Genomic DNA, 20,226 nt, shown 5'->3' with positions numbered 1-20,226 from the left:
CTGAAGAACGACGATGAGCGAAAACACAGATCAATCCGGCGGCGGATCGCCGTTCAGTGACGATGCCGAGAACGAAGTCGTCCAGCAGGCTGGTCGCACGGACAAGGACGGGGCGTCGGTCGGGAATTTTACGTTGACGCCGGCAAGCGATACGCGCTCCAAAGAACTGCTGTGCGATGTACGGCCAATCATTCCGGTGATCTTCCTGCCAGGTGTGATGGGCTCGCCGTTGGTGAACACCGAAACCGGTGACGAAATGTTCTTTGCACCGGAGACGGACGGCCTATTGGGGAAGGCAGGCGCATTGCCAGCACTGATCGGCCTGTGGTTCAAGGGCGCGTCTACCCGGGAAAAGCAGTTCGACCCGACACTGGCAGCCGTCACCCCGTTCGGGCCGGTCAGCGCCGGCAAGCACGAGAAGGATGCGGAATCGGACCAGTACGTGGACGAGAAGGAGGCCATTCGGCGGGGTTGGGGCTCAGTGTATCGGTCGAGCTATCAGCCGATGTTGGCATGGCTGCAGGAGCAACTGAACGAGCCGATGCATCTGGGGAAACATAAAGGGCCGTGGATTCAAGGCGACCCTGAAGGCAAGAAATGGGCGCTCAAGCCACTGCTGGACACCGAGCCTTCCGACTATGGGGCGATCGACGCCGGCGCGCAACACCGTGGGCGGGCGATCACGAAGGATTCCGATGTGTTCAAGCACTTCATGAAATACCAGTACCGGGTGTACGCGATCGGCTACAACTGGCTGCAGTCGAATGAAAAATCGGCGCAAGAGGTGATTCATGGCTCGAATTTCACGGACAAGAAGACCGGCAAGATCACGCGCCTGATGGGCATCAAGGAAATCATCGACGAGAACCATAGCGGCAAGGCGATCATCCTCACACACTCGATGGGCGGGCTAGTCGCACGGATGGCGATCGCCATGCACGGCGGAGCGGGCATGATGCACGGCGTGTTCCACAACGTACTTCCCGCGACCGGGGCGCCGATCGCGGCGAAGCGGTTCCGTACTGGTGGCGGCAGCGAGGGCGGGGTGAACGGTTTTATCAACGGCGCCCTACTCGGGAGCAATGCAGACGAATTTGTGGCGGTGGCCGCGAATGCGCCGGGACCGCTTGAGCTGTTGCCGATGCCGGATTACCACAACGGGGAGGCATGGTGGATCTTTTCGCGGCTCGACGGCACTCCTGTGATGAAGTTGCCGAAGGAAGGAAATACTTACGATGACATCTTCACCAACCCGATGTGGTACGGCTTGGTCCCCGAGGAATCGACTTCGTTGCTCGATCCATCTGGAATGATAAAAGAGCGGCTTGATAAGAGCCCTCAAAAGATATCCGTACTTGACAACTTCAAGAGCACAATTAAAGCTGTCGTCAAAAATCAAAATAAGATAATTAATGCCTACCATGACAGAACGTATGTTGCCTATGGAGATGGAGATCTAAAACCCAAGGGGGAATCCACATCAGGCGAAAATCACGGTAAACCCACGATCGAGAAAGGTGAGAAGCTGGCCGATCTGTTGGCCTGGGGCACGGTGATTTGGAAGGGCGACGTGCCGACGGGCGTAACGGAAGAAGAATTGCGTGGCGCGCGGTTCTTGAGCGAAAAAGGTGCCGATTCGCACACCGGGACGCTACGCGTGCACCTGGATTCGCGTAACGTAACGGTGGAATTCGAGGTGCAGAAGCTAGCCAAGCTACCGCCTGGTAGCCAAGCGCCCGATCCTAAGAAGAACGGCATCATCCCAGGCGATGGTACTGTGCCGGTCTGGTCGGCCGAAGCCCCCGCGTATGGCTTGGAAGGGGGCGCGGCTCACGGAGTACAGATGGTGTTCGACCAAGGAGGCTATGTGCACCAGGAAAGCTATAACCATCCGTGGACACGCTGGGCATTGCTCTACAGCATCGTGCAAATCGCGAAGGACGCCCAGGAGCCGAAATGCTGACACGAATTGGACGATTGCTGTTTTTAGTGGCAGGCGTGTGCGCCTCTTCGATAACGTTTTCTGCGGAACCGACCATGACGAATCCTTTGCTGTCTAAAGCGCGCCCATGGTGCATTGGCCGCTTCGTATTCGCTCGGCCAGCGGCAAGCGAAATCACCAATCAACGATATGCGTTTCAGGGTGAAAAGCTTGAGACGCAATACAATGTTTCACCAGCAGCTTATCAAGAAAAAGTGGCTGACCTGGAGAAGGATTTGCGCACAAAGAAGCGAATTAATCCTGGGCGAAGAAATGAAGAAACAAATCATGTTTGGCTAGAGCAAGAACTCTCGCCCACAAAATATTCTAAAGTATTCGTATTCCAAGATGCGGTTTCCGCCAATGGGTTGCCATTCGATACACAGGGATACATTTACGAAAATAAAACCCTATTTCACACCACCAGCAGAATCGGATCATCGGCCCTTGGTGAAGTCGAGAATATTTATACTGGCATTTATCGTCGGATCAAAGCGCGTGACAACTGGTCGGTACCGACCGAATCGGGATTTTGTTTCGACGGCGGGATCGCCACGGGTTCGTCAACTTCTACCGAGGAGGTTAGTCAGTCGTTCGCGCTCATGCCGGGGCGTCCGGCGCTGCTCGTCATCCAGATGCGTGACTCTGTCAGCCAGGATCAAGGGCAGCCATTGACCAAGACGCTCCCCGAGCTTCGCGCGAAGATGGATCAGGTGTCGAGCGGGAGCTACCGCATTCTGCGGCAAGGCAAGCGCACGGTGGCCGGGATGGACGCGGAGGAAGTGCTGTTCGTGCTGAAGGAAGGCGAGATTACGTCGTACCGTTTCTATCTGCTCGCGCCGGGCGATCCGAGCACATTGGCGAAGCCACATACCGCGATTCAATTGCTGCTGGGCGCACATAGTCCCGACCTGTCGCCCGACCAGGCGAGCTCGCCGGTGGACGAGGCCGGCGCGCTGCAAACGTGGGACACCCTGCTAAATAGCCTGCGATTGCGGCCGGGCGCAGTCTGATCGGAGGCGACATGCGACGCTACGACATCGTGAAAGGTGACACGACGACGGTCGGAGGCATCGTGCAGGGTGGTGACGGACAAGACATTCTGCACGACCGCGAACAAGCATATGAACACGATCCGGTGTGGTGCCCGGTCTGCAAGACACTCGGCGTGATCGTGTGCGACGGCCCACGTCATTCGAGCACCGGGCCGGATGGTCGACAGTCGGCGTTGAGTGACGACCTCTGTCGCTGCGCATGCCCGACGCCGCCGAAGCTGGTGGCGTCGCAGTCGGTATCGTATATCGAGATCTGACCGACAGGGAACGACATGTTCCGAAAGATGGCGAGTTGGGTTGTACCGCTGGTTGACAGTGAGTGTGACAAGGTGCGCTTCGCTCGAAATATTGAACGGTGACATGTAGTTCTCCGTGTCCGACACTGGGCCTATGAAATGCTGACACGAATTGGACGATTGCTGTTTTTAGTGGCAGGCGTGTGCGCCTCTTCGATAACGCTTTCTGCGGAACCGACGTCGACGAATCCTTCGTTGTCCAGGCCGCGCCCGTGGTGCATCGGGCGCTTTGTGTTCGACCGACCGGCGACCAGCGAAGTCACGAATCAGCGATACGTGTTTTGGGGTGATAAGTTGGAAACGCAGTACAACGTGTCGTCTGCGACGTATCAGTCCAAGGTTGACAACCTCGAAAGAGAATTGAAAACCAAGAAACGCACTGACCCAGGTAGCAGAGATGCTAAAACTTCCAATCCATGGTTAGAAAAGACGTTGTCACCAAAGGCTGATTCCAGAGTTTTTGCTTACAAAAAATTTTATACCGATGGCGTCGCTTTGCCGTTTCATACGGAAGGTTATATTTACGAAAAAAACACGTTATTCCATACAACTGGATCATTTGGTTCAGGAGGTTTGGATAAGTTTGAGCCTGTTTACACCGATCTCTATCGGCGCATCAAGGCGCGTGACAACTGGTCAGTTCCGAGCGAGTCTGGATTCTGCTTCGATGGCGGGATCGTCACGGGGTCTTCGACCTATCCGGAGGAACTCAGCCAGTCGTTTGCGCTGATGCCAGGGCGGCCGGCGCTACTCGTCATTCAGACGCGCAAGTCGATGAGCGAGGACCAAGGGCAGCCACTGACCAAGACGCTTCCTGATCTTCGCGCAAAGATGGATCAGATTTCGAGCGGCAGCTACCGCATCCTGCGGCAAGGCAAGCGCACGGTGGCCGGGATGGATGCCGAGGAAGTGCTGTTCGCGCTGAAGGAAGGCGAGATCACGTCTTACCGCTTCTACCTGCTCGCGCCAGGCGATCCGAGCACGTTGGCGAAACCGCACACCGCTATTCAGTTGCTGCTCGGAGCGAGCAGCCCCGATTTGAAGCCTGAAGAGGCGACGTCACCGGTCGACGAGGCCGGCGCACTGCAAACATGGGATACGCTGCTGAACAGCCTTCGGCTACGGCCGGGCGCAGTCTGAGCGGAGGCGCCACGCGACGCTACGACATCGTGAAAGGTGACCCGACGACCGTCGGAGGCATCGTTCAGGGTGTGACGGACACGCGGGCTTTGTATTGCTCGAGCGCAATTGGCATACCGTGCATCATCAAGTACGAATTTTCATGCGAAGCCTGATGAGCTTTTTTACGGAACGAATCTAGCGGAATTTCCCGCGAACCCTCGCTGCACAAAGCATCGACGAAAGGGGCGGTAAATCGAAAAACAATTGAATGGCGCCCCCTCTCCCCACCAGAATTCAAATGCCCGCGCCAGCGGGCGTTTTCGTTTGCGGCCCACCCGCGCCGTCCTCAAACCACATGCTGCCGGCCCGCTGACCTCCCCTAGCGCCCCGCATCACGGATGTCGAATGTAATCCACCAGCGCCAGCGTGTACTCGTCCGGCCGCTTGTCGCACAGACTCACCACAATCGCCACCGCAAACCCGGCCGGCACGCCGAACACACCCGAGCTGATCGGCTCGATCCCGAACCACGTGCGCCCGGCGAACCCCGTCAGCTGCGTGAAGTACGGATACGTCGACACGATGTAGTACACGCACACTGCAAGCCCGGTGACCATCCCGGCAATGGCGCCTCGCGTCGTCGTGCGCTTCCAGAACACGCCGAGCACGAGCACCGGAAAGAAGCTTGACGCCGCAAGCGAAAACGCCGCGCCGACGAGAAACAGGATCTTCCCCGTATTGAGCGACGCGACATATGACGCGAACAGCGCGACGCCGAGCAACAGCACCTTCGAAATCGTCACGCGCCGCTGGCTCGACGCATCGGGCGCGACCATGCAGTAATAGACATCGTGCGACAACGCATTCGCGATGGTGAGCAGCAGCCCGTCCGCGGTCGACAGCGCCGCGGCGAGCGCCCCGGCCGCGATCAGTCCCGACACCACATACGGCAGCCCCGCGATCTCCGGCGCGGCCAGCACGACCATGTCCGGCTGCATCTGGATTTCCGACCAGTGCACGATACCGTCGCGTATCACCTCGACGACGCTGATCAGGTCGGGTTCGAAGTGATGCCATTGCGTGACCCACGCCGGCAATTCGGCGAACGGCCGCCCGACGAGGTTCGCAAGGATCTCGTACTTGATCAGCACCGCCAGCACCGGCACGCTCAGATAGAACAGCGCGATGAAGAACAACGTCCAGCCGACCGAGCGTCGCGCCGACGCAACCGACGTGGTCGTGTTGTAGCGCGTCAGGATATGCGGCAGGCTCGCGGTGCCGAGCGACAGGCACAGCAGCAGCGCGAGAAAATTCCGCTCGCGCGGCTTGCGTTCGTCGTCGCTCGCGGCGGGAAACGGCTCGTGCATCGGCACCGGCGGCTCGGCGCGCGCCAGCATGTCGTCACGCGCCTGCGTCCATGCGACCCGCGCCGCCGCCGGGTCGCGCGGAAAGTCGGCCAGTTCGCGCTCGCGCTGGCTGATCTCGCGCAACGGCCCGTTGTGGCGCCGCAAGTCGGCAAGCTGGTCGACGAGATGCCGGCGCGCGTCCGCATACGACGCCGGCAGCCGGTCGAGCCGCGTCTGGATGTCCGCCGCTTGCCGGCGGTACGCGTCGCGCACCTTCTGCTCGTCGCCCGCATCGCGCACCTGCGCCTCGCGCGCCGCGACGCGCTCCATCAGCTTGCCGTAATTGAATTGCGGCACGGGCCCGAGCCCGTTCTTCATCGCGATCAGCGAGACCGGAATCAGGATCGCGCTGATCAGGATGATGTACTGCGCGACCTGCGTCCACGTGACCGCACGCATCCCGCCGAGAAACGAGCACACGAGAATGCCCGCGAGCCCGCAGAAGATTCCGATCGCGAAATCGACGCCGATGAAGCGCGTCGCGATCAGGCCGATCCCCTGGATCTGCGCGACCAGATACACGAACGAACACAGGATCGCCGCGCCGGCCGCCAGCGCGCGCACGGCGGTGCTCGAAAAGCGCGTGCCGAGAAAATCGGGAATCGTGTAGCGCGCGAGCTTGCGCACATAAGGCGCGAGCAGGAACGCGACGAGACAGAACCCGCCCGTCCAGCCCATCACGTACGCAAGCGCGTCGTAGCCGGTGGCGTACAGCGAGCCGGCCAGGCCGATGAACGACGCGGCCGACAGCCAGTCGGCCGCCGTCGCCATCCCGTTGAACGCGGACGGCACGCGCCGCCCGGCCACGTAGTACTCGACGAGGTCGGACGTGCGCGACAGCAGCCCGATCACCGCATACACGGCAATCGGCACGAACAGGAACACATAACCGATCCACACGCCAGAGCCGGTCGCGCGCTCGATCCGCCACATCAGCAGCACGAACCCGAGAAACCCCAGCGTGTAGAGCGCATACGCGCGAATCAGTCGATGCGTCAGCATGAATCAGCGCCCGCCGTGTGCGTTGCCGGCGCGGGCCGCATGGTCGTCGTACGCGCGGCGAAGCGTGCGGTCGGCGCGTTGCATCAGCCCGATGTAGATGGCGATGAGTGCGAGATACACGAGAATCGCGCCCTGCGCGCCGACATAGAACGGCAGGCTGAAACCGGCGAAGCGGATACCGGCCAGCGCGGGCGCGAAGAACGGCACGATGAACGACACGGAGAAGCCGATCGTCATCAGCACCGCGATCAGCGCGACGTTGAAGCGCCAGTAGCGCGCATGCGCACGCGCTAGCGGCTCGGGAACGGGCGGCGGCGCGACGGGCGCGGGACGGGTCGGAACGGTCATGCCGTTGTTTAGCAAAAAGCCCCTGCGCGGGCAATCGGGATTGCCGCGCAGGGGCTCATGCGCGTGACGCGCACGCGCGATGCGATCAGCGCACTTCGGCGAGCTGGTCGAGGATGGCCGGGTTCTCGAGCGTGGACGTATCTTGCGTGATCGCCTCGCCCTTCGCGAGCGAGCGCAGCAGGCGCCGCATGATCTTGCCCGAACGCGTCTTCGGCAGGTTGTCGCCGAAGCGGATGTCCTTCGGCTTCGCGATCGGCCCGATCTGCTTGCCGACCCAGTCGCGCAGCGTCTTCGCGAGCGCGGCGGCTTCCTCGCCTTCCGGACGCGAACGCTTCAGCACGACGAACGCGACGACCGCCTCGCCCGTCGTGTCGTCCGGACGGCCGACCACGGCAGCCTCGGCCACCAGTTCGTGCGACACCAGCGCCGACTCGATCTCCATCGTGCCGAGCCGGTGACCCGACACGTTCAGCACGTCGTCGATCCGGCCCATGATCGTGAAGTAGCCGGTGTCCTTGTCGCGCACGGTGCCGTCGCCGGCGAGATACAGCCGGCCGCCGAGTTCCTCGGGGTAGTAGCTCTTCTTGAAGCGCTCCGGGTCGCCCCAGATCGTGCGGATCATCGCAGGCCACGGGCGCTTGACGACGAGGATGCCGCCCTGCCCGTTCGGCACGTCCTGACCGGTTTCGTCGACCACCGCGGCCATGATGCCCGGCAGCGGCAGCGTGCACGAACCGGGTACGGTCGGCGTTGCGCCCGGCAGCGGCGTGATCATGTGGCCGCCCGTCTCGGTCTGCCACCACGTATCGACGATCGGGCAGCGCTCCTGGCCGACGTGCTTGTGATACCACATCCACGCTTCCGGATTGATCGGCTCGCCGACGGTGCCGATGATGCGCAGGCTCGACAGGTCATGGCTCTTCGGATGCACCTTGTCGTCGGCTTCGGCCGCCTTGATCAGCGAACGGATCGCGGTCGGCGCGGTGTAGAACACGGTGACCTTGTGATCGCCGATCATCTTCCAGAAGCGGCCGGCGTCCGGATAGGTCGGCACGCCTTCGAACACGACCTGCGTGCCGCCGCACGCGAGCGGGCCGTACGTGATGTACGTGTGACCGGTGACCCAGCCGATGTCGGCCGTGCACCAGAACACGTCGTCCGGTTTCCAGTCGAAGGTCCACTTCATCGTCTGCGCGGCCCACAGCAGGTAGCCGCCCGTGCTGTGCTGCACGCCCTTCGGCTTGCCGGTCGAGCCCGACGTGTACAGGATGAACAGCGGATGCTCGGCGCCGACCCATTCCGGGTCGCACTTGTCGGATTCGCCGTCCGACAGTTCGTGCATCCACAGATCGCGGTCCGCATGCCAGTCGATCTTGCCGCCGGTGCGGCGATAGACGATCACGCTCTTCACCGCTTCGCAGCCGCCCATCGCGATCGCCTCGTCGGCGATGCTCTTGAGCGGCAGCGTCTTGCCGCCGCGCGCCTGCTCGTCGGCCGTGACGAGCGCGACCGCGCCGACGTCGACGAGCCGCTCGTTGAGCGATTTCGCGGAGAAGCCGCCGAACACGACCGAGTGCGTCGCGCCGATGCGCGCGCAGGCCTGCATCGCGACGATGCCTTCGATCGACATCGGCATGTAGATGACGACGCGGTCGCCCTTGGCGATCCCGCGTTTCTTCAGCGCATTCGCGAAGCGCGACACGCGGGCCAGGAGATCCGCATAGGTGACGCGCGTGACGGTGCCGTCGTCCGCCTCGAAGATCACCGCGACGCGCTCGCCGTTGCCGGCTTCGACGTGACGGTCGAGACAGTTGTACGACGCGTTCAGCTCGCCGTCGTCGAACCACTTGTAGAACGGCGCATTGCTCTCGTCGAGCACTTTCGAAAACGGCTTGTGCCACGTGAGGCCTTCGCGCGCGAGACGCGCCCAGAAGCCTTCGTAATCAGCCTCGGCCTCGGCGGCGAGCGCGCGATAGGCCGGCATGCCGGAAATGGTCGCCGCCTTCTCGAGCGCCGCGGGCGGCGCAAACTGACGGGTTTCGTGAAGAACCGATTCAATCGCAGACATCGACTACCCCTTGGTGAACATGAATCCTCTGGCGGCGCGATCGTGCGCACCGCGTGTCTTTGGCCGGCGCATGCGCGCCGCTGTCTCCCACCCACCCGCACGCGGCCGCGAAGGCTGCGCGCGATGCTGCACCGCACCACATCACGCGAAGGTGAACGTGCGGCCCGGCGGTTTCCACGATAAGCGCTCCAACTTACCCGTCACTTACGCGACAAGGTCGTTTCACGCGCCGGGCGCCGCCGCTTTACGGTTGGCTTTACGCTGTTACAACCGCGACCCTACAATCCTAACTGAACTCGCCTTCCGGATTCCAGCTTGAATCGCTACGCCCTCTTCCTCATCCTGTCGATGCTGTTCGTCGGCAGCAACGTCGGTATCGGTAAATCCATCGTTGCATTCGTCCCGGTCGCCATCCTCGCCACGTTGCGCTTCGTGATCGCGATCGCCGTGCTGTGGCCGCTGTTCAGCCCCGTGAAGATGCGCGCGGTCAAGCGCGGCGAATGGCTGAACCTGTTCCTGCAGGCTTTCTTCGGCACCTTCATGTTCACGCTGCTGATGCTCAACGGCGTGCAGCGCACGAGCGCGGTGGCGGCCGGCGTCATCACGAGCACGATCCCGGCCATCGTCGCGCTGTTCGCGTGGCTGATCCTGCGCGAAAAACCGAACGGCCGTGCGCTGGTGTCGATCGCGCTCGCGATCGCCGGCGTCGTGACGATCAACCTCGCCAACGGCAGCGCGGCCGGGCACGGCGCGGCGTCCGGCTCGCTGACCGGCAACCTGCTGATCCTCGGCGCGGTGTGCTGCGAATCGATCTACGTGATCCTGTCGCGCCGCCTCACGCAGACGCTCGCACCGATCGACATCTGCGCGTATACGCACCTGTTCGGGCTGTGCCTGATGCTGCCGCTCGGCGCGACGGCGCTGTGGCGCTTCGATTACGCGAGCGTGCCGGCCGGCACCTGGGCGCTCGTCGTCTGGTACGGGCTGTCGGCCAGCATCTTCTCGTTCTGGCTGTGGATGAAAGGGATCCGGCACGTGCCGGGCAGCCTCGCCGGCGTGTTCAGCGCGGTGCTGCCGATCGCCGCGGCCGCCTATGGCATCGCCTTCCTCGGCGAGCGCCCGACGCTCGCGCACGGCATCGCGCTCGCCTGCGTCGTCGCCGGCATCGTGCTCGCTAGCCTGCGCGTGAAACGCGTGCCGGCCGCCGCATCCTGATCCGTCCCCGGCACCGCCGGCGCGTCGCTGCAGTCGCGCCGGCCGACGCGTTACAATAGCGCGCCTTTTCAAGATTACCCCCGATACCTGCGCACCGCGCCCGCACCGCCATCATGTCCGCCCCGCATTCGCCCGGCCGCCCCGTCCGTCGCCCGCTTCGTCCGCTTCCCGCATTGATCTTCATGAGCCGCTGGCTCCAGGTTCCGCTCTACCTCGGCCTGATCGTCGCGCAGGCCGTCTACGTGTTCCTGTTCCTGAAGGAAGTCTGGCACCTGCTGTCGCATGCGACGGGCCTCGACGAAATCAGCGTGATGCTCGCGGTGCTCGGCCTGATCGACGTGGTGATGATCTCGAACCTGCTGATCATGGTGATCGTCGGCGGTTATGAAACGTTCGTGTCGCGCCTCGGCATCGAGGGCCATCCCGACGAGCCCGAGTGGCTCGACCACGTGAACGCGGGCGTGCTGAAGGTCAAGCTGTCGATGGCGCTGATCAGCATTTCGTCGATCCACCTGCTGAAGACCTTCATCAACCCCGACCAGCACACGATGCACGCGATCATGTGGCAGGTGATCATCCACGTGTCGTTCCTCGTGTCGGCGCTCGTGATGGCGTGGGTCGACCGCCTGACGACGCACACGCACCCAGCCCATTTCCACGAGACGCATGCGCCCGTCGCGGCTGCGTCCCGCAAGACGGCCGAAGCAGCCGTCAACGCATAAACGCATTCCCCACAGTCCTCACAGAGTCTCAGCCATGACCGTCATCAAACAGGAAGACCTGATCCAGAGCATCGCGGATTCGCTGCAGTACATCAGCTACTACCATCCGCTCGACTACATCCAGGCACTCGGCCGCGCGTACGAGCTGGAAGAGAGCCCGGCCGCGAAGGACGCGATCGCGCAGATCCTCACGAACAGCCGCATGTGCGCGGAAGGCCGCCGCCCGATCTGCCAGGACACCGGCATCGTCACGATCTTCGTGAAGGTCGGCATGGACGTGCGCTGGGACGGCGCGACGATGGGCCTCACCGACATGATCAACGAAGGCGTGCGCCGTGGTTACACGCACCCGGACAACGTGCTGCGCGCGTCGATCGTCAATCCGCCGGAAGGCGCCCGCAAGAACACGAAGGACAACACGCCGGCCGTGATCCACTACGAGATCGTGCCGGGCGACAAGGTCGACGTGCAGGTCGCGGCGAAGGGCGGCGGCTCGGAGAACAAGTCGAAGTTCGTGATGCTGAACCCGTCCGACTCGATCGTCGACTGGGTGCTGAAGACGGTCCCGACGATGGGCGCTGGCTGGTGCCCGCCCGGCATGCTCGGCATCGGTATCGGCGGCACGGCCGAGAAGGCGATGCTGATGGCGAAGGAATCGCTGATGGAGCCGATCGACATCCAGGAAATCATCGCGCGCGGCCCGAAGGACTGGGTCGAGGAACTGCGCGTCGAGCTGCACGAGAAGGTCAACGCGCTCGGCATCGGCGCGCAGGGCCTCGGCGGCCTGGCGACCGTGCTCGATGTGAAGATCATGGCCGCACCGACGCACGCCGCGTCGAAGCCGGTCGCGCTGATCCCGAACTGCGCAGCGACGCGCCACGCGCACTTCGTGCTCGACGGTTCGGGCCCGGCCAAGCTTGAAGCGCCGTCGCTCGATGCCTGGCCGAAGGTCCAGTGGGAACCGAACACGGAAACCAGCAAGCGCGTCGACCTGAACACGCTGACGCCGGAAGAAGTCGCCAGCTGGACGCCGGGCCAGACGCTGCTGCTGTCGGGCAAGATGCTCACGGGCCGCGACGCCGCACACAAGCGCATCGCCGACATGCTCGCGAAGGGCGAGAAGCTGCCGGTCGACTTCACGAACCGCGTGATCTACTACGTCGGCCCGGTCGACCCGGTGCGCGACGAAGTGGTCGGCCCGGCAGGCCCGACCACGGCCACGCGGATGGACAAGTTCACCGAGACGATGCTTGCGCAAACGGGCCTGATCTCGATGGTCGGCAAGGCCGAGCGCGGCCCGGTCGCGATCGAGGCGATCAAGAAGCACAAGGCTGCGTACCTGATGGCGGTCGGCGGCGCGGCGTACCTCGTGTCGAAGGCGATCCGCGGCGCGAAGGTACTTGCATTCGAAGACCTCGGCATGGAAGCGATCTACGAGTTCGACGTGCAGGACATGCCGGTGACGGTGGCCGTCGATTCGTCGGGCACGTCGGTGCACCAGACCGGTCCGAAGGAGTGGCAGGCGAAGATCGGCAAGATCCCGGTCGCAGCCGCTTAAGCGCGATCGAACGAGAGGCCGGACGGACGTCCGGCCTTTTTACTTCTCATTCTCATTATTGTGTGCGGCCGGTTATTCGAGGCTGATTCTCATTACACGCAAAAGGCAGGCCCGACAAGGCTTTGAGGCTTGGCTTTTCTCGTTCGAGCGATTATCGTTCGGTTTCTGAAGCCCCACTGAACAAGGAACAGCCATGCAAGGCGACAAGAAAGTCATCGAATATCTGAACGCCCAACTGAAGAATGAACTCACGGCGATCAACCAGTACTTCCTGCATGCCCGCATGTACAAGCACTGGGGCCTCGACAAGCTCGGCAAGCACGAGTACGACGAGTCGATCGGCGAAATGAAGCACGCCGACTGGCTGATCGAGCGCGTGTTCATGCTCGACGGCCTGCCGAACCTGCAGGACCTGCACAAGCTGCTCGTCGGCGAGGAAACCGAAGAAATCCTGAAGTGCGACCTGAAGCTCGAGCAGATCTCGCAGACCACGTGCAAGGAAGCGATCGCTTACTGCGAGTCGGTTCGCGACTACGTATCGCGCGAAATCTTCGAAAAGATCCTCGACGACACCGAAGAGCACATCGACTGGCTGGAAACGCAGATCGACCTGATCGGCAAGGTCGGCCTGCAGAACTACCAGCAAACGATGATGGGTTCGCCCGAGTAATCGGCCCGCCCGCCGCCGCCCCCTCCGCATGACGATGACGAACCATCCAGCCGCTCCCGCGATGCGCGCCGCCGCTCCTGTCGGAATCTTCGACTCGGGGCTCGGCGGCCTGTCGGTGCTGCGCGCCGCGCGCGCGCACCTGCCCGGCGAGTCGTTCGTCTATACGGCCGATACGCGCTACATCCCGTACGGCGAACGCGACGACGCGTTCATCACCGAGCGCACGCTCGCGATCGGCGAGTGGTTCGTGCGGCAGGGCGCAAAGGCGCTCGTGGTCGCCTGCAATACGGCGACGGCCCAGTCGATCGCGGCGGTACGCGAGCATCTCGCGATTCCGCTCGTCGGCGTCGAGCCGGGCATCAAGCCGGCCGTCCAGCAATCCGCGAGCGGCGTCGCCGGCGTGCTCGCCACCCAGTCAACGCTGCGCAGCGCCCGGTTCCAGACGCTGCTCGAGCGCCATGGCGCCGGTTGCCGCTTCATCTGCCAGCCGGGCCACGGGCTCGTGCAGGCGATCGAGAGCGGCGACACGGGCTCGCCCGCGCTGCGCGCGCTGCTCGACAGCTATCTGCAACCGATGCTCGACGACGGCGCCGATACGGTCGTCCTCGGCTGCACGCACTACCCGTTCCTCACCGCAACGATTCGCGACATTGTCGGCGACCGCATGGCGATCATCGACACGAGCGACGCGATCGCACGCCAGCTCGTGCGCGTACTCGACCAGCACGGCCTGCGCGCACCTGCCGGCACGCCGGTCGCACCGCCCCGCTTCTGCTCGACCGGCGACGGCCGGCAGTTGCAGGCGCTCGCATCGACATTGCTCGGCCTCGATGCGCCGGTCGAATCCGTCACCATTTCCTCGCCGAACGCGCGCGCCTGCGCGACCGCCTGACGCGGGCCGGCACCGCCTCTTCCGCCGCGGCTCGGCCGCTTCCGTCGTTTCAAGGGTCTGATGGCCTTAAAAAAAGCCTACCCCGCGCTTGTCAACGTCCGCAAAATTAATGATAATAATTCGCATTAACGTTAGCTATCGCAACTCACCATGATCGTCTGCGTGTGCAAGTCTGTTTCCGATCGCAAGATTCGCGCGTCCCTCGCAGAGGGCGTGAACTCTTTCGATGAACTCCAGTTCGAGCTCGGCGTGGCCACGTGCTGCGGCAAGTGCGAGGAGTCCGTACGCGACCTCATGGCCGAACAAGGCGTCTGTGCGAGCCGGTGTGGCGTCGAGCATCACGCTCACCCGATCCCGGTCACCTTCTACGAACGCAAGGCTGCCTGACCCGCGCCGAGTGTGCGCATGCGGCCCAGGCCGCATTTTTTGTTTCGACCGTCAGCAAGCCATCGTCTGCGCGAGCCAGCGGCTTACCTGCCAAGGAGCCTGTCATGGAATTGCTGATCGGATTTGTGACCACCGTTTGCATCTCGCTGCTGATCTTCCGCAAGTAATGCCGATTCACCCGCCGCGCCCCGGGTGCGACATCGTTCTTTCAAGCTAACATGCAGGCTTCGTATTCCGCTCCTGCCGGCGCCTTGCCGGCTGCACCACGTATGAATCCCCGAGTGATCGCCGTCGCAGTCGGTGTGCTTGCCGCACACGCGATCATGCTGACGGCCGCCTGGCTCCATCGCAACGCGCCGCCACCGAAATCGGTTGAGGTCCAGACGATCACCGCGCAGCTCATCACGCCCGCACCGATCGCCCAGCAGGTCGCGGCCGAATCGATTCCGCAGCCTACGCCGCCGAAGCCGACACCCGTCAAGCAGAAGGTCCAGCCGAAGCCGGTACCGAAAGTGGCGAAGCCGACGCCTCAGCCGGTCACCCAATCGCCGACCCCGTCGCCGACGCCCGCACCGGCGGCCGCCGATCCGACGCCTGCCCCGGCCGCGCCCGCTCCTGCGGCGCCGGCCGCGACGCCCGCCCCGGCTCGCGAAACGATGCAGGTCAGCGCGCCGAAAAACGTGCCGACGCTTCAATGCAACTTCGTGAAGCCCGACTACCCGTCGATGTCGCGCCGCCGCGGCGAATCGGGCACGGCCTATGTTCACTTCGTCGTCGGCGTGACCGGCAAGATCGAAAGCATCGATCTGCAGAAGAGCAGCGGCTACCCGCGCCTCGACGATGCCGCACTCGACGCGATGCGCTCGACCACCTGCCGTCCGTATATCGAGAACGGCCAGGCGATCCGCGCCGCCCGCACACAGCCCTACAGCTTCGGGCTCACCGACTAACCTGCCTCATCCGGAAGATTCAAAGGAAACAATAAAATGCAAAGCTACGGTATCGCGCACGTCTGGGCGCAAGGTGATTTCGTCACGCGCGCCATTGCGATTACGCTGCTCGTGATGTCGGTCCTGTCGTGGATCGTGATCGTCCTCAAGGGCTGGAACGTGGTTCGCCTGAACCGCCTCACGAAGAACGCCGAACAGGCGTTCTGGCATTCGGACAATTTCGACGACGGCATCAAGAAGCTCGGGCTCGCCGCGTCGACGCCGAACGACAACCCGTTCCTCGCGCTCGCGCTGTCGGGCAAGGAAGCCGCCGATCACCATCACCAAACGCAACCGCACCTGCACGACCGCATGGACGTGTCGGACTGGGTCACGCGCTGCCTGAAGGACACGATGGACGAAGGCATCTCGCGCATGCAGAGCGGTCTCGCGATCCTCGCGTCGATCGGCAGCACGGCGCCGTTCGTCGGCTTGTTCGGCACGGTCTGGGGGATCTACCACGCGCTGCTCGCGATCGGCGCAACCGGTCAGACGTCGATCGACCAGGTCGCCGGCCCGGTCGGCGAATCGCTGATCATGACGGCCTTCGGCCTGTTCGTCGCGATCCCGGCCGTGCTCGGCTACAACGCACTGACCCGCGCGAACAAGGGCGTCGTCAGCAAGCTGCGCCGCTTCGCGCACGGCCTGCATGCGTACTTCGTGACGGGCGCGAAACTCGCATCGTCGTCGACGCGCGACGGCCTGCGTCTCGCGACGCGCGCCAGCTGAGACGGGGTGAACCATGGCAATGAATACCGGTTTCAGCGACGATGACGACGATGCCGTGATGAGCGAGATCAACATGACGCCGCTCGTCGACGTCATGCTCGTACTCCTGATCATTTTCCTCGTGACGATCCCGGCGATGCAGCATGCGGTGAAGATCGACCTGCCGCACGCCAGCAGCCAGCCCGTCGACGAAAAGCCGCAGACGGTCGACGTCGCGATCCAGGGCGACGGCACGATCCTGTGGGACGACCACGCGGTCACGCGCGAGCAGTTGCAGGCGCGCATCGCCGAAGCGGCGCAACGCAAGCCGCAGCCCGAGTTGCACCTGCGTGCGGATCGCAAGGTTGCCTACGAGCATGTCGCCGAAGTGATGTCGGATGCGCAGGCCGGCGGCCTGACGAAACTCGGCTTCGTGACGGAGCCGGGCGCGAAAACGAAGTAACGCGCGCACGTCTCGCCCCTCACCGGGGCCGCACAAAGTAAAAGGCCTTCATCGCCAGATGAAGGCCTTTTTTCATGCGCACGCGGGCGCCTTCGGGCGGCGGGCTCTTTGGCGGTATCGGTTGCGCCTCGAGCAACGCAAATGCGACTCTGCCGTGGTCTGCACGGACTGCGCGTTCTGCCCTATCTGGCTCGCAATATATGCGGCCACCTGATTTCGCTCAGAACTTCCTTCACGAAATGGGATTTCAATATAGGCCCGGCCGCGCGCGCATTCAAGGTTCCGGCGATTGAAACTTGCGATTGCAGGCGACGCTTCAATGACAAAACAAATTTGCCTCGTCGCGTGCGTCGTGTTCAGGTCGCCGAAACATCGGCCGCCGCTTCCTTCTTTGCGCGCTCGGGGCAACCCGGCTCCTTGTAGGCGCCGTGATCGAGCTTCTCGACCAGGTAGTCGACGAACGCGCGCACGGCAGGCGGCATCCCCTGCCGCGACACGAACACCGCATACAGTTGCGGCACCGGCAGCGTCCAGCCCGGCATCACGGGCGACAGCTGCCCCGCGCGCAGCGCGTTGCCGTACATCATCTCCGGCAACGCCGCGATGCCGAGGCCGTCGAGCACGGCCTCGCGGATCGTCATCAGGTCGGCCGTCACGAGCCGCGGGTCGTGCTCGTGCACATGACGCGTACCGTCCGGGGCGATCAGGTTGAACACGTGCCGCCCGTCGACGCTCGGCGTATCGAGCGTCTCGAAGCCGGTCAGGTCGTCAGGCACCAGCGGCGGCGCATTCTGGCTCAGCAGGCTCGGCGCGCCCACCAGCATCTGCTCGGTACGCCACAGCGGCCGCACGACGATGTTGGCGTTCTGCGGCGGCTCCGAGCGCACGCGCAGCGCGACGTCGATCGAATCCTCGAACAGGTCGATCACGCGGTTCGTCACGCGGACGTGCACCTTCACCTCGGGATAGCGGCGCAGGAATTCAGGCAGGATGCGCGACAGCATCGTCTGCGACAGCGTGACAGGCACGCTGACGCGCACCGATCCGCGCGGCGACGCACGCAACTGCTGCACCGCGTTCATCGCGGCCTGCGCTTCGGCGAGCATCGCCTGGCAATGCTGGTAGAACAACTCCCCCGCCTCGGTCAGCGCGAGCTTGCGCGTCGAGCGCTGCAGCAGGCGCACGCCGAGCGCCGCCTCGAGTTCGGTCAGGCGCCGCGACAGGCGCGATTTCGAGATGCCCAGCACGCGCTCCGCGGCCGAGAATCCGCCATGTTCGACGACCTGCGAAAAGTACATCAGGTCGTTCAGGTTATGTGCATCGATATTCATGTCATCGTTCCAATTTCAGAACAATCCATTGCGAACCATCGCCAATCGGACGGTAAAACGCCCAATATAATAGCGCCATGTTTCAAAAATAACGCTATTCCGATGATCTCGAGGGCTTCCCCATGACGACCGCTCGCTCGCTTGACCGTACGTACCCCGCACTTCGCACGACCGAAGGCGGCGGTTTCGTGGTTCACCGTCCGTTCCCGACCCGGCTGCTGATGGATTTCGATCCGTTCCTGCTGCTCGACGAAATGGGCCCTGTCGACTACGCGCCCGGCGAGGCCAAGGGCGCGCCCGATCATCCGCATCGCGGCTTCGAGACCGTGACCTACGCGCTCGACGGGCGCTTCTGCCATCGCGACTCGTCCGGCCACGCCGGCACGCTCGGCCCCGGCGACGTGCAATGGATGACGGCCGGCGCCGGCGTCGTGCACAGCGAAATGCCCGATCCGGCGTTCGCGCAGGCAGGCGGCCGCTCCCACGGCTTCCAGCTCTGGGTCAACCTGCCGCGCCGCGACAAGCTGATCGCGCCGCGCTACCAGGAGATCCCGGCCGACCGCATTCCGAGCGCGACGTCGCCGGATGGCCGCGCACGCGTTCGGGTCATCGCCGGCGAAGCGTTCGGTGTCCGGGCCGCGATCGAGACGCGCACGCCGATCCTCTACCAGCATTTCACGCTGGAACCCGGTGCAACGGTCACGCAGCCCGTGCCGGCCGGCTATCGCGTGTTTGCCTATCCGATCGACGGAACGGGGCGCTACGGGCCTGACAGGCAGGCTGTCGACGCTCGGCACATGGTCGTGTACGGCGACGATGGCGACACGGTCACGTTCGCCGCCGGCGACACGCCGCTCGACCTGCTGCTGATCGGCGGCGTGCCGCTCAACGAGCCGATCGTCCGCTACGGCCCGTTCGTGATGAATACCGAGGAAGAGATCCGGCAGGCCGTCGTCGACTATCAGACCGGCCGCATGGGCCGTATCGAAGCCTGAGGTTCGATCGGGGGCGGCAGGTGCCGCGAAGCGGGTAGTTTTGCGTCACAATAACTTCTTGAACCATGTGGCCGCCCGCCACCAGAAGGAATCCGTCCCCTTGAACTTCGAACACCTGATCCAGATCAACTCCGACGATCCGGCCGTGCCGGCCCTCACCCGCGAACAACTCTGGGAAGGCCTCGTGCTGCGTGCCGAACAGCCGCAATTGTTCGTACTCGGCCTCGATAGCTGCGTCATCAGCGAACGGACGGACACGACGCTCGAACGCGAGCTGCACTATGGCCACGCGATCGTACGCGACCACGTCACGTTCACGCCGAACCAGCAGGTCCGCTACGACATCCGCGCGGCCGATGGCGAGATCGGCGGCTCGCTGACGATGGCGATCGAGGAACGCGACGATCACCAGCTGTTCCTGCGTTTCGAATACCGCACGACGCTGACCGTCACCGACGACAGCGAAGAAGCACGGCAAACGCACGGGATCGTCAAGGAGGCGTACCGCACGTCGGATATCGACACGGTCCGCCTGATCCGCGAATACGCACAGGGCCGCAAGGACCCCGATCCGCTGCACTGAGTCCGGCGGCGGCCTGCGGGCCGCCTCTTTGATTCAAACTATCAGACTTGCAACATCGATCGATAAAGAGTTTTTGTAAATGGTAATGGTTATCATTTAGAATTCATTCCATCGTATCGACAGTCACCGATCAACCGAATGACCGACACCATGCGCCCGACCACGCTGACCTTGCGCCGTACAACCGGCACCGCAGGCAGCAGCCGCCAGAAAACGGCAGCGGTCACGACGCCGGCGAAACCCGCCGGCAACCGCGATGCAGGCACGCGGGTCCTCAACAGCGAAGCGCTGCTGCAAGGCCACAGCCACATCAGCATCGCGCATAACGGAGAGACCTATCAGTTGCGTGCCACCCGGCTCGGCAAACTGATCCTGACGAAGTAACGACAGAGTATTGTGGGGACCACCTCCCTGAGAGGTGTTGGGCATTAGCCA

20 protein-coding genes are annotated in these 20,226 nt (G+C 63.3%); 16 read left to right on the top strand and 4 right to left on the bottom strand.

What is annotated here, in order from left to right; genetic code table 11:
• The first annotated feature begins 13 nt into the window (after nt 1-13).
• From BBJ41_RS18055 to BBJ41_RS41205, 4 genes are all read left to right on the top strand, one after another.
• The gene (locus BBJ41_RS18055; protein ID WP_069747511.1) at nt 14-1,963 is read left to right on the top strand and encodes an esterase/lipase family protein; all 1,950 of its coding nucleotides are present in this window, start codon (nt 14-16) and stop codon (nt 1,961-1,963) included.
• A complete protein-coding gene (locus BBJ41_RS41210; RefSeq protein WP_335648706.1) occupies nt 1,957-2,994 on the top strand; it encodes a T6SS immunity protein Tli4 family protein in 1,038 nt (345 codons plus the stop codon). The genes BBJ41_RS18055 and BBJ41_RS41210 overlap by 7 nt, the downstream gene beginning before the upstream one ends.
• Nucleotides 2,995-3,005: 11 nt before the next feature.
• Nucleotides 3,006-3,293: a PAAR domain-containing protein gene (locus tag BBJ41_RS18045; RefSeq protein ID WP_069747510.1), complete on the top strand. Its 288-nt coding sequence runs from the start codon at nt 3,006-3,008 to the stop codon at nt 3,291-3,293.
• A 138-nt stretch (nt 3,294-3,431) separates the two neighbouring features.
• Nucleotides 3,432-4,472, top strand: coding sequence for a T6SS immunity protein Tli4 family protein (locus tag BBJ41_RS41205; RefSeq protein ID WP_175972738.1), 1,041 nt, complete (start codon nt 3,432-3,434; stop codon nt 4,470-4,472).
• 374 nt (nt 4,473-4,846) lie between these two features.
• Here BBJ41_RS41205 and BBJ41_RS18035 read toward each other — a convergent pair whose 3' ends face one another.
• The 3 genes from BBJ41_RS18035 to acs all read right to left on the bottom strand — a co-directional run bounded on the left by BBJ41_RS18035 (nt 4,847) and on the right by acs (nt 9,278).
• A complete protein-coding gene (locus BBJ41_RS18035; RefSeq protein ID WP_069747509.1) occupies nt 4,847-6,862 on the bottom strand; it encodes a sodium:solute symporter family protein in 2,016 nt (671 codons plus the stop codon).
• Nucleotides 6,863-6,865: 3 nt separating this feature from the next.
• Nucleotides 6,866-7,210, bottom strand: coding sequence for a DUF4212 domain-containing protein (locus BBJ41_RS18030; protein WP_069747508.1), 345 nt, complete (start codon nt 7,208-7,210; stop codon nt 6,866-6,868).
• A gap of 85 nt (nt 7,211-7,295) precedes the next feature.
• Nucleotides 7,296-9,278 carry an acetate--CoA ligase gene (gene acs, locus BBJ41_RS18025; protein ID WP_069747507.1) on the bottom strand — a complete coding sequence of 661 codons (1,983 nt, stop codon included), beginning with the start codon at nt 9,276-9,278 and terminating at the stop codon, nt 7,296-7,298.
• Between the two features lie 315 nt (nt 9,279-9,593).
• Here acs and BBJ41_RS18020 point away from each other — a divergent pair, with 315 nt between their 5' ends.
• The 9 genes from BBJ41_RS18020 to BBJ41_RS17980 all read left to right on the top strand — a co-directional run bounded on the left by BBJ41_RS18020 (nt 9,594) and on the right by BBJ41_RS17980 (nt 16,882).
• Nucleotides 9,594-10,493: a DMT family transporter gene (locus tag BBJ41_RS18020; RefSeq protein WP_069747506.1), complete on the top strand. Its 900-nt coding sequence runs from the start codon at nt 9,594-9,596 to the stop codon at nt 10,491-10,493.
• 113 nt (nt 10,494-10,606) lie between these two features.
• Nucleotides 10,607-11,215 (top strand): TIGR00645 family protein, encoded by a 609-nt coding sequence (locus BBJ41_RS18015; protein ID WP_069747505.1) that lies wholly within the window; start codon nt 10,607-10,609, stop codon nt 11,213-11,215.
• Nucleotides 11,216-11,249: 34 nt separating this feature from the next.
• Nucleotides 11,250-12,773: a fumarate hydratase gene (locus BBJ41_RS18010; RefSeq protein ID WP_069747504.1), complete on the top strand. Its 1,524-nt coding sequence runs from the start codon at nt 11,250-11,252 to the stop codon at nt 12,771-12,773.
• Between the two features lie 193 nt (nt 12,774-12,966).
• On the top strand, nt 12,967-13,443 hold the full coding sequence (gene bfr / locus BBJ41_RS18005; RefSeq protein WP_047898567.1) for a bacterioferritin: 477 nt from the start codon (nt 12,967-12,969) through the stop codon (nt 13,441-13,443).
• A gap of 28 nt (nt 13,444-13,471) precedes the next feature.
• Nucleotides 13,472-14,335 carry a glutamate racemase gene (murI, locus tag BBJ41_RS18000; RefSeq protein WP_069747503.1) on the top strand — a complete coding sequence of 288 codons (864 nt, stop codon included), beginning with the start codon at nt 13,472-13,474 and terminating at the stop codon, nt 14,333-14,335.
• 150 nt (nt 14,336-14,485) lie between these two features.
• Nucleotides 14,486-14,722, top strand: coding sequence for a (2Fe-2S)-binding protein (locus BBJ41_RS17995; RefSeq protein ID WP_039370093.1), 237 nt, complete (start codon nt 14,486-14,488; stop codon nt 14,720-14,722).
• A gap of 218 nt (nt 14,723-14,940) precedes the next feature.
• Complete coding sequence (locus tag BBJ41_RS17990; RefSeq protein ID WP_069747502.1) at nt 14,941-15,672, top strand: energy transducer TonB; 732 nt, start codon at nt 14,941-14,943, stop codon at nt 15,670-15,672.
• 36 nt (nt 15,673-15,708) lie between these two features.
• Nucleotides 15,709-16,440, top strand: coding sequence for a MotA/TolQ/ExbB proton channel family protein (locus tag BBJ41_RS17985; protein ID WP_069747501.1), 732 nt, complete (start codon nt 15,709-15,711; stop codon nt 16,438-16,440).
• A 13-nt stretch (nt 16,441-16,453) separates the two neighbouring features.
• Nucleotides 16,454-16,882, top strand: coding sequence for an ExbD/TolR family protein (locus BBJ41_RS17980; protein ID WP_069747500.1), 429 nt, complete (start codon nt 16,454-16,456; stop codon nt 16,880-16,882).
• A 356-nt stretch (nt 16,883-17,238) separates the two neighbouring features.
• Here the strand turns inward: BBJ41_RS17980 and BBJ41_RS17975 are convergent, their stop codons facing one another.
• Nucleotides 17,239-18,213, bottom strand: a complete 975-nt coding sequence (locus tag BBJ41_RS17975) for a LysR family transcriptional regulator (protein ID WP_034190356.1) — start codon at nt 18,211-18,213, stop codon at nt 17,239-17,241.
• 122 nt (nt 18,214-18,335) lie between these two features.
• On the opposite strand from BBJ41_RS17975, the gene BBJ41_RS17970 reads away from it, so the two are divergent.
• The 3 genes from BBJ41_RS17970 (at nt 18,336) to hemP (ending at nt 20,175) form a co-directional block, all read left to right on the top strand.
• Nucleotides 18,336-19,208: a pirin family protein gene (locus BBJ41_RS17970; protein WP_069747499.1), complete on the top strand. Its 873-nt coding sequence runs from the start codon at nt 18,336-18,338 to the stop codon at nt 19,206-19,208.
• 100 nt (nt 19,209-19,308) lie between these two features.
• Nucleotides 19,309-19,791: an SRPBCC family protein gene (locus tag BBJ41_RS17965; protein ID WP_069747498.1), complete on the top strand. Its 483-nt coding sequence runs from the start codon at nt 19,309-19,311 to the stop codon at nt 19,789-19,791.
• Between the two features lie 138 nt (nt 19,792-19,929).
• A complete protein-coding gene (hemP, locus tag BBJ41_RS17960; protein WP_069747497.1) occupies nt 19,930-20,175 on the top strand; it encodes a hemin uptake protein HemP in 246 nt (81 codons plus the stop codon).
• Nucleotides 20,176-20,226 lie beyond the last annotated feature (51 nt).

The sequence above is a fragment of the Burkholderia stabilis genome (assembly GCF_001742165.1).
GTDB classification, from domain to species: domain Bacteria; phylum Pseudomonadota; class Gammaproteobacteria; order Burkholderiales; family Burkholderiaceae; genus Burkholderia; species Burkholderia stabilis.
The sequence above is the reverse complement of the archived record's forward strand: the minus strand, read 5'-3'. Positions and strand labels throughout refer to the sequence as shown.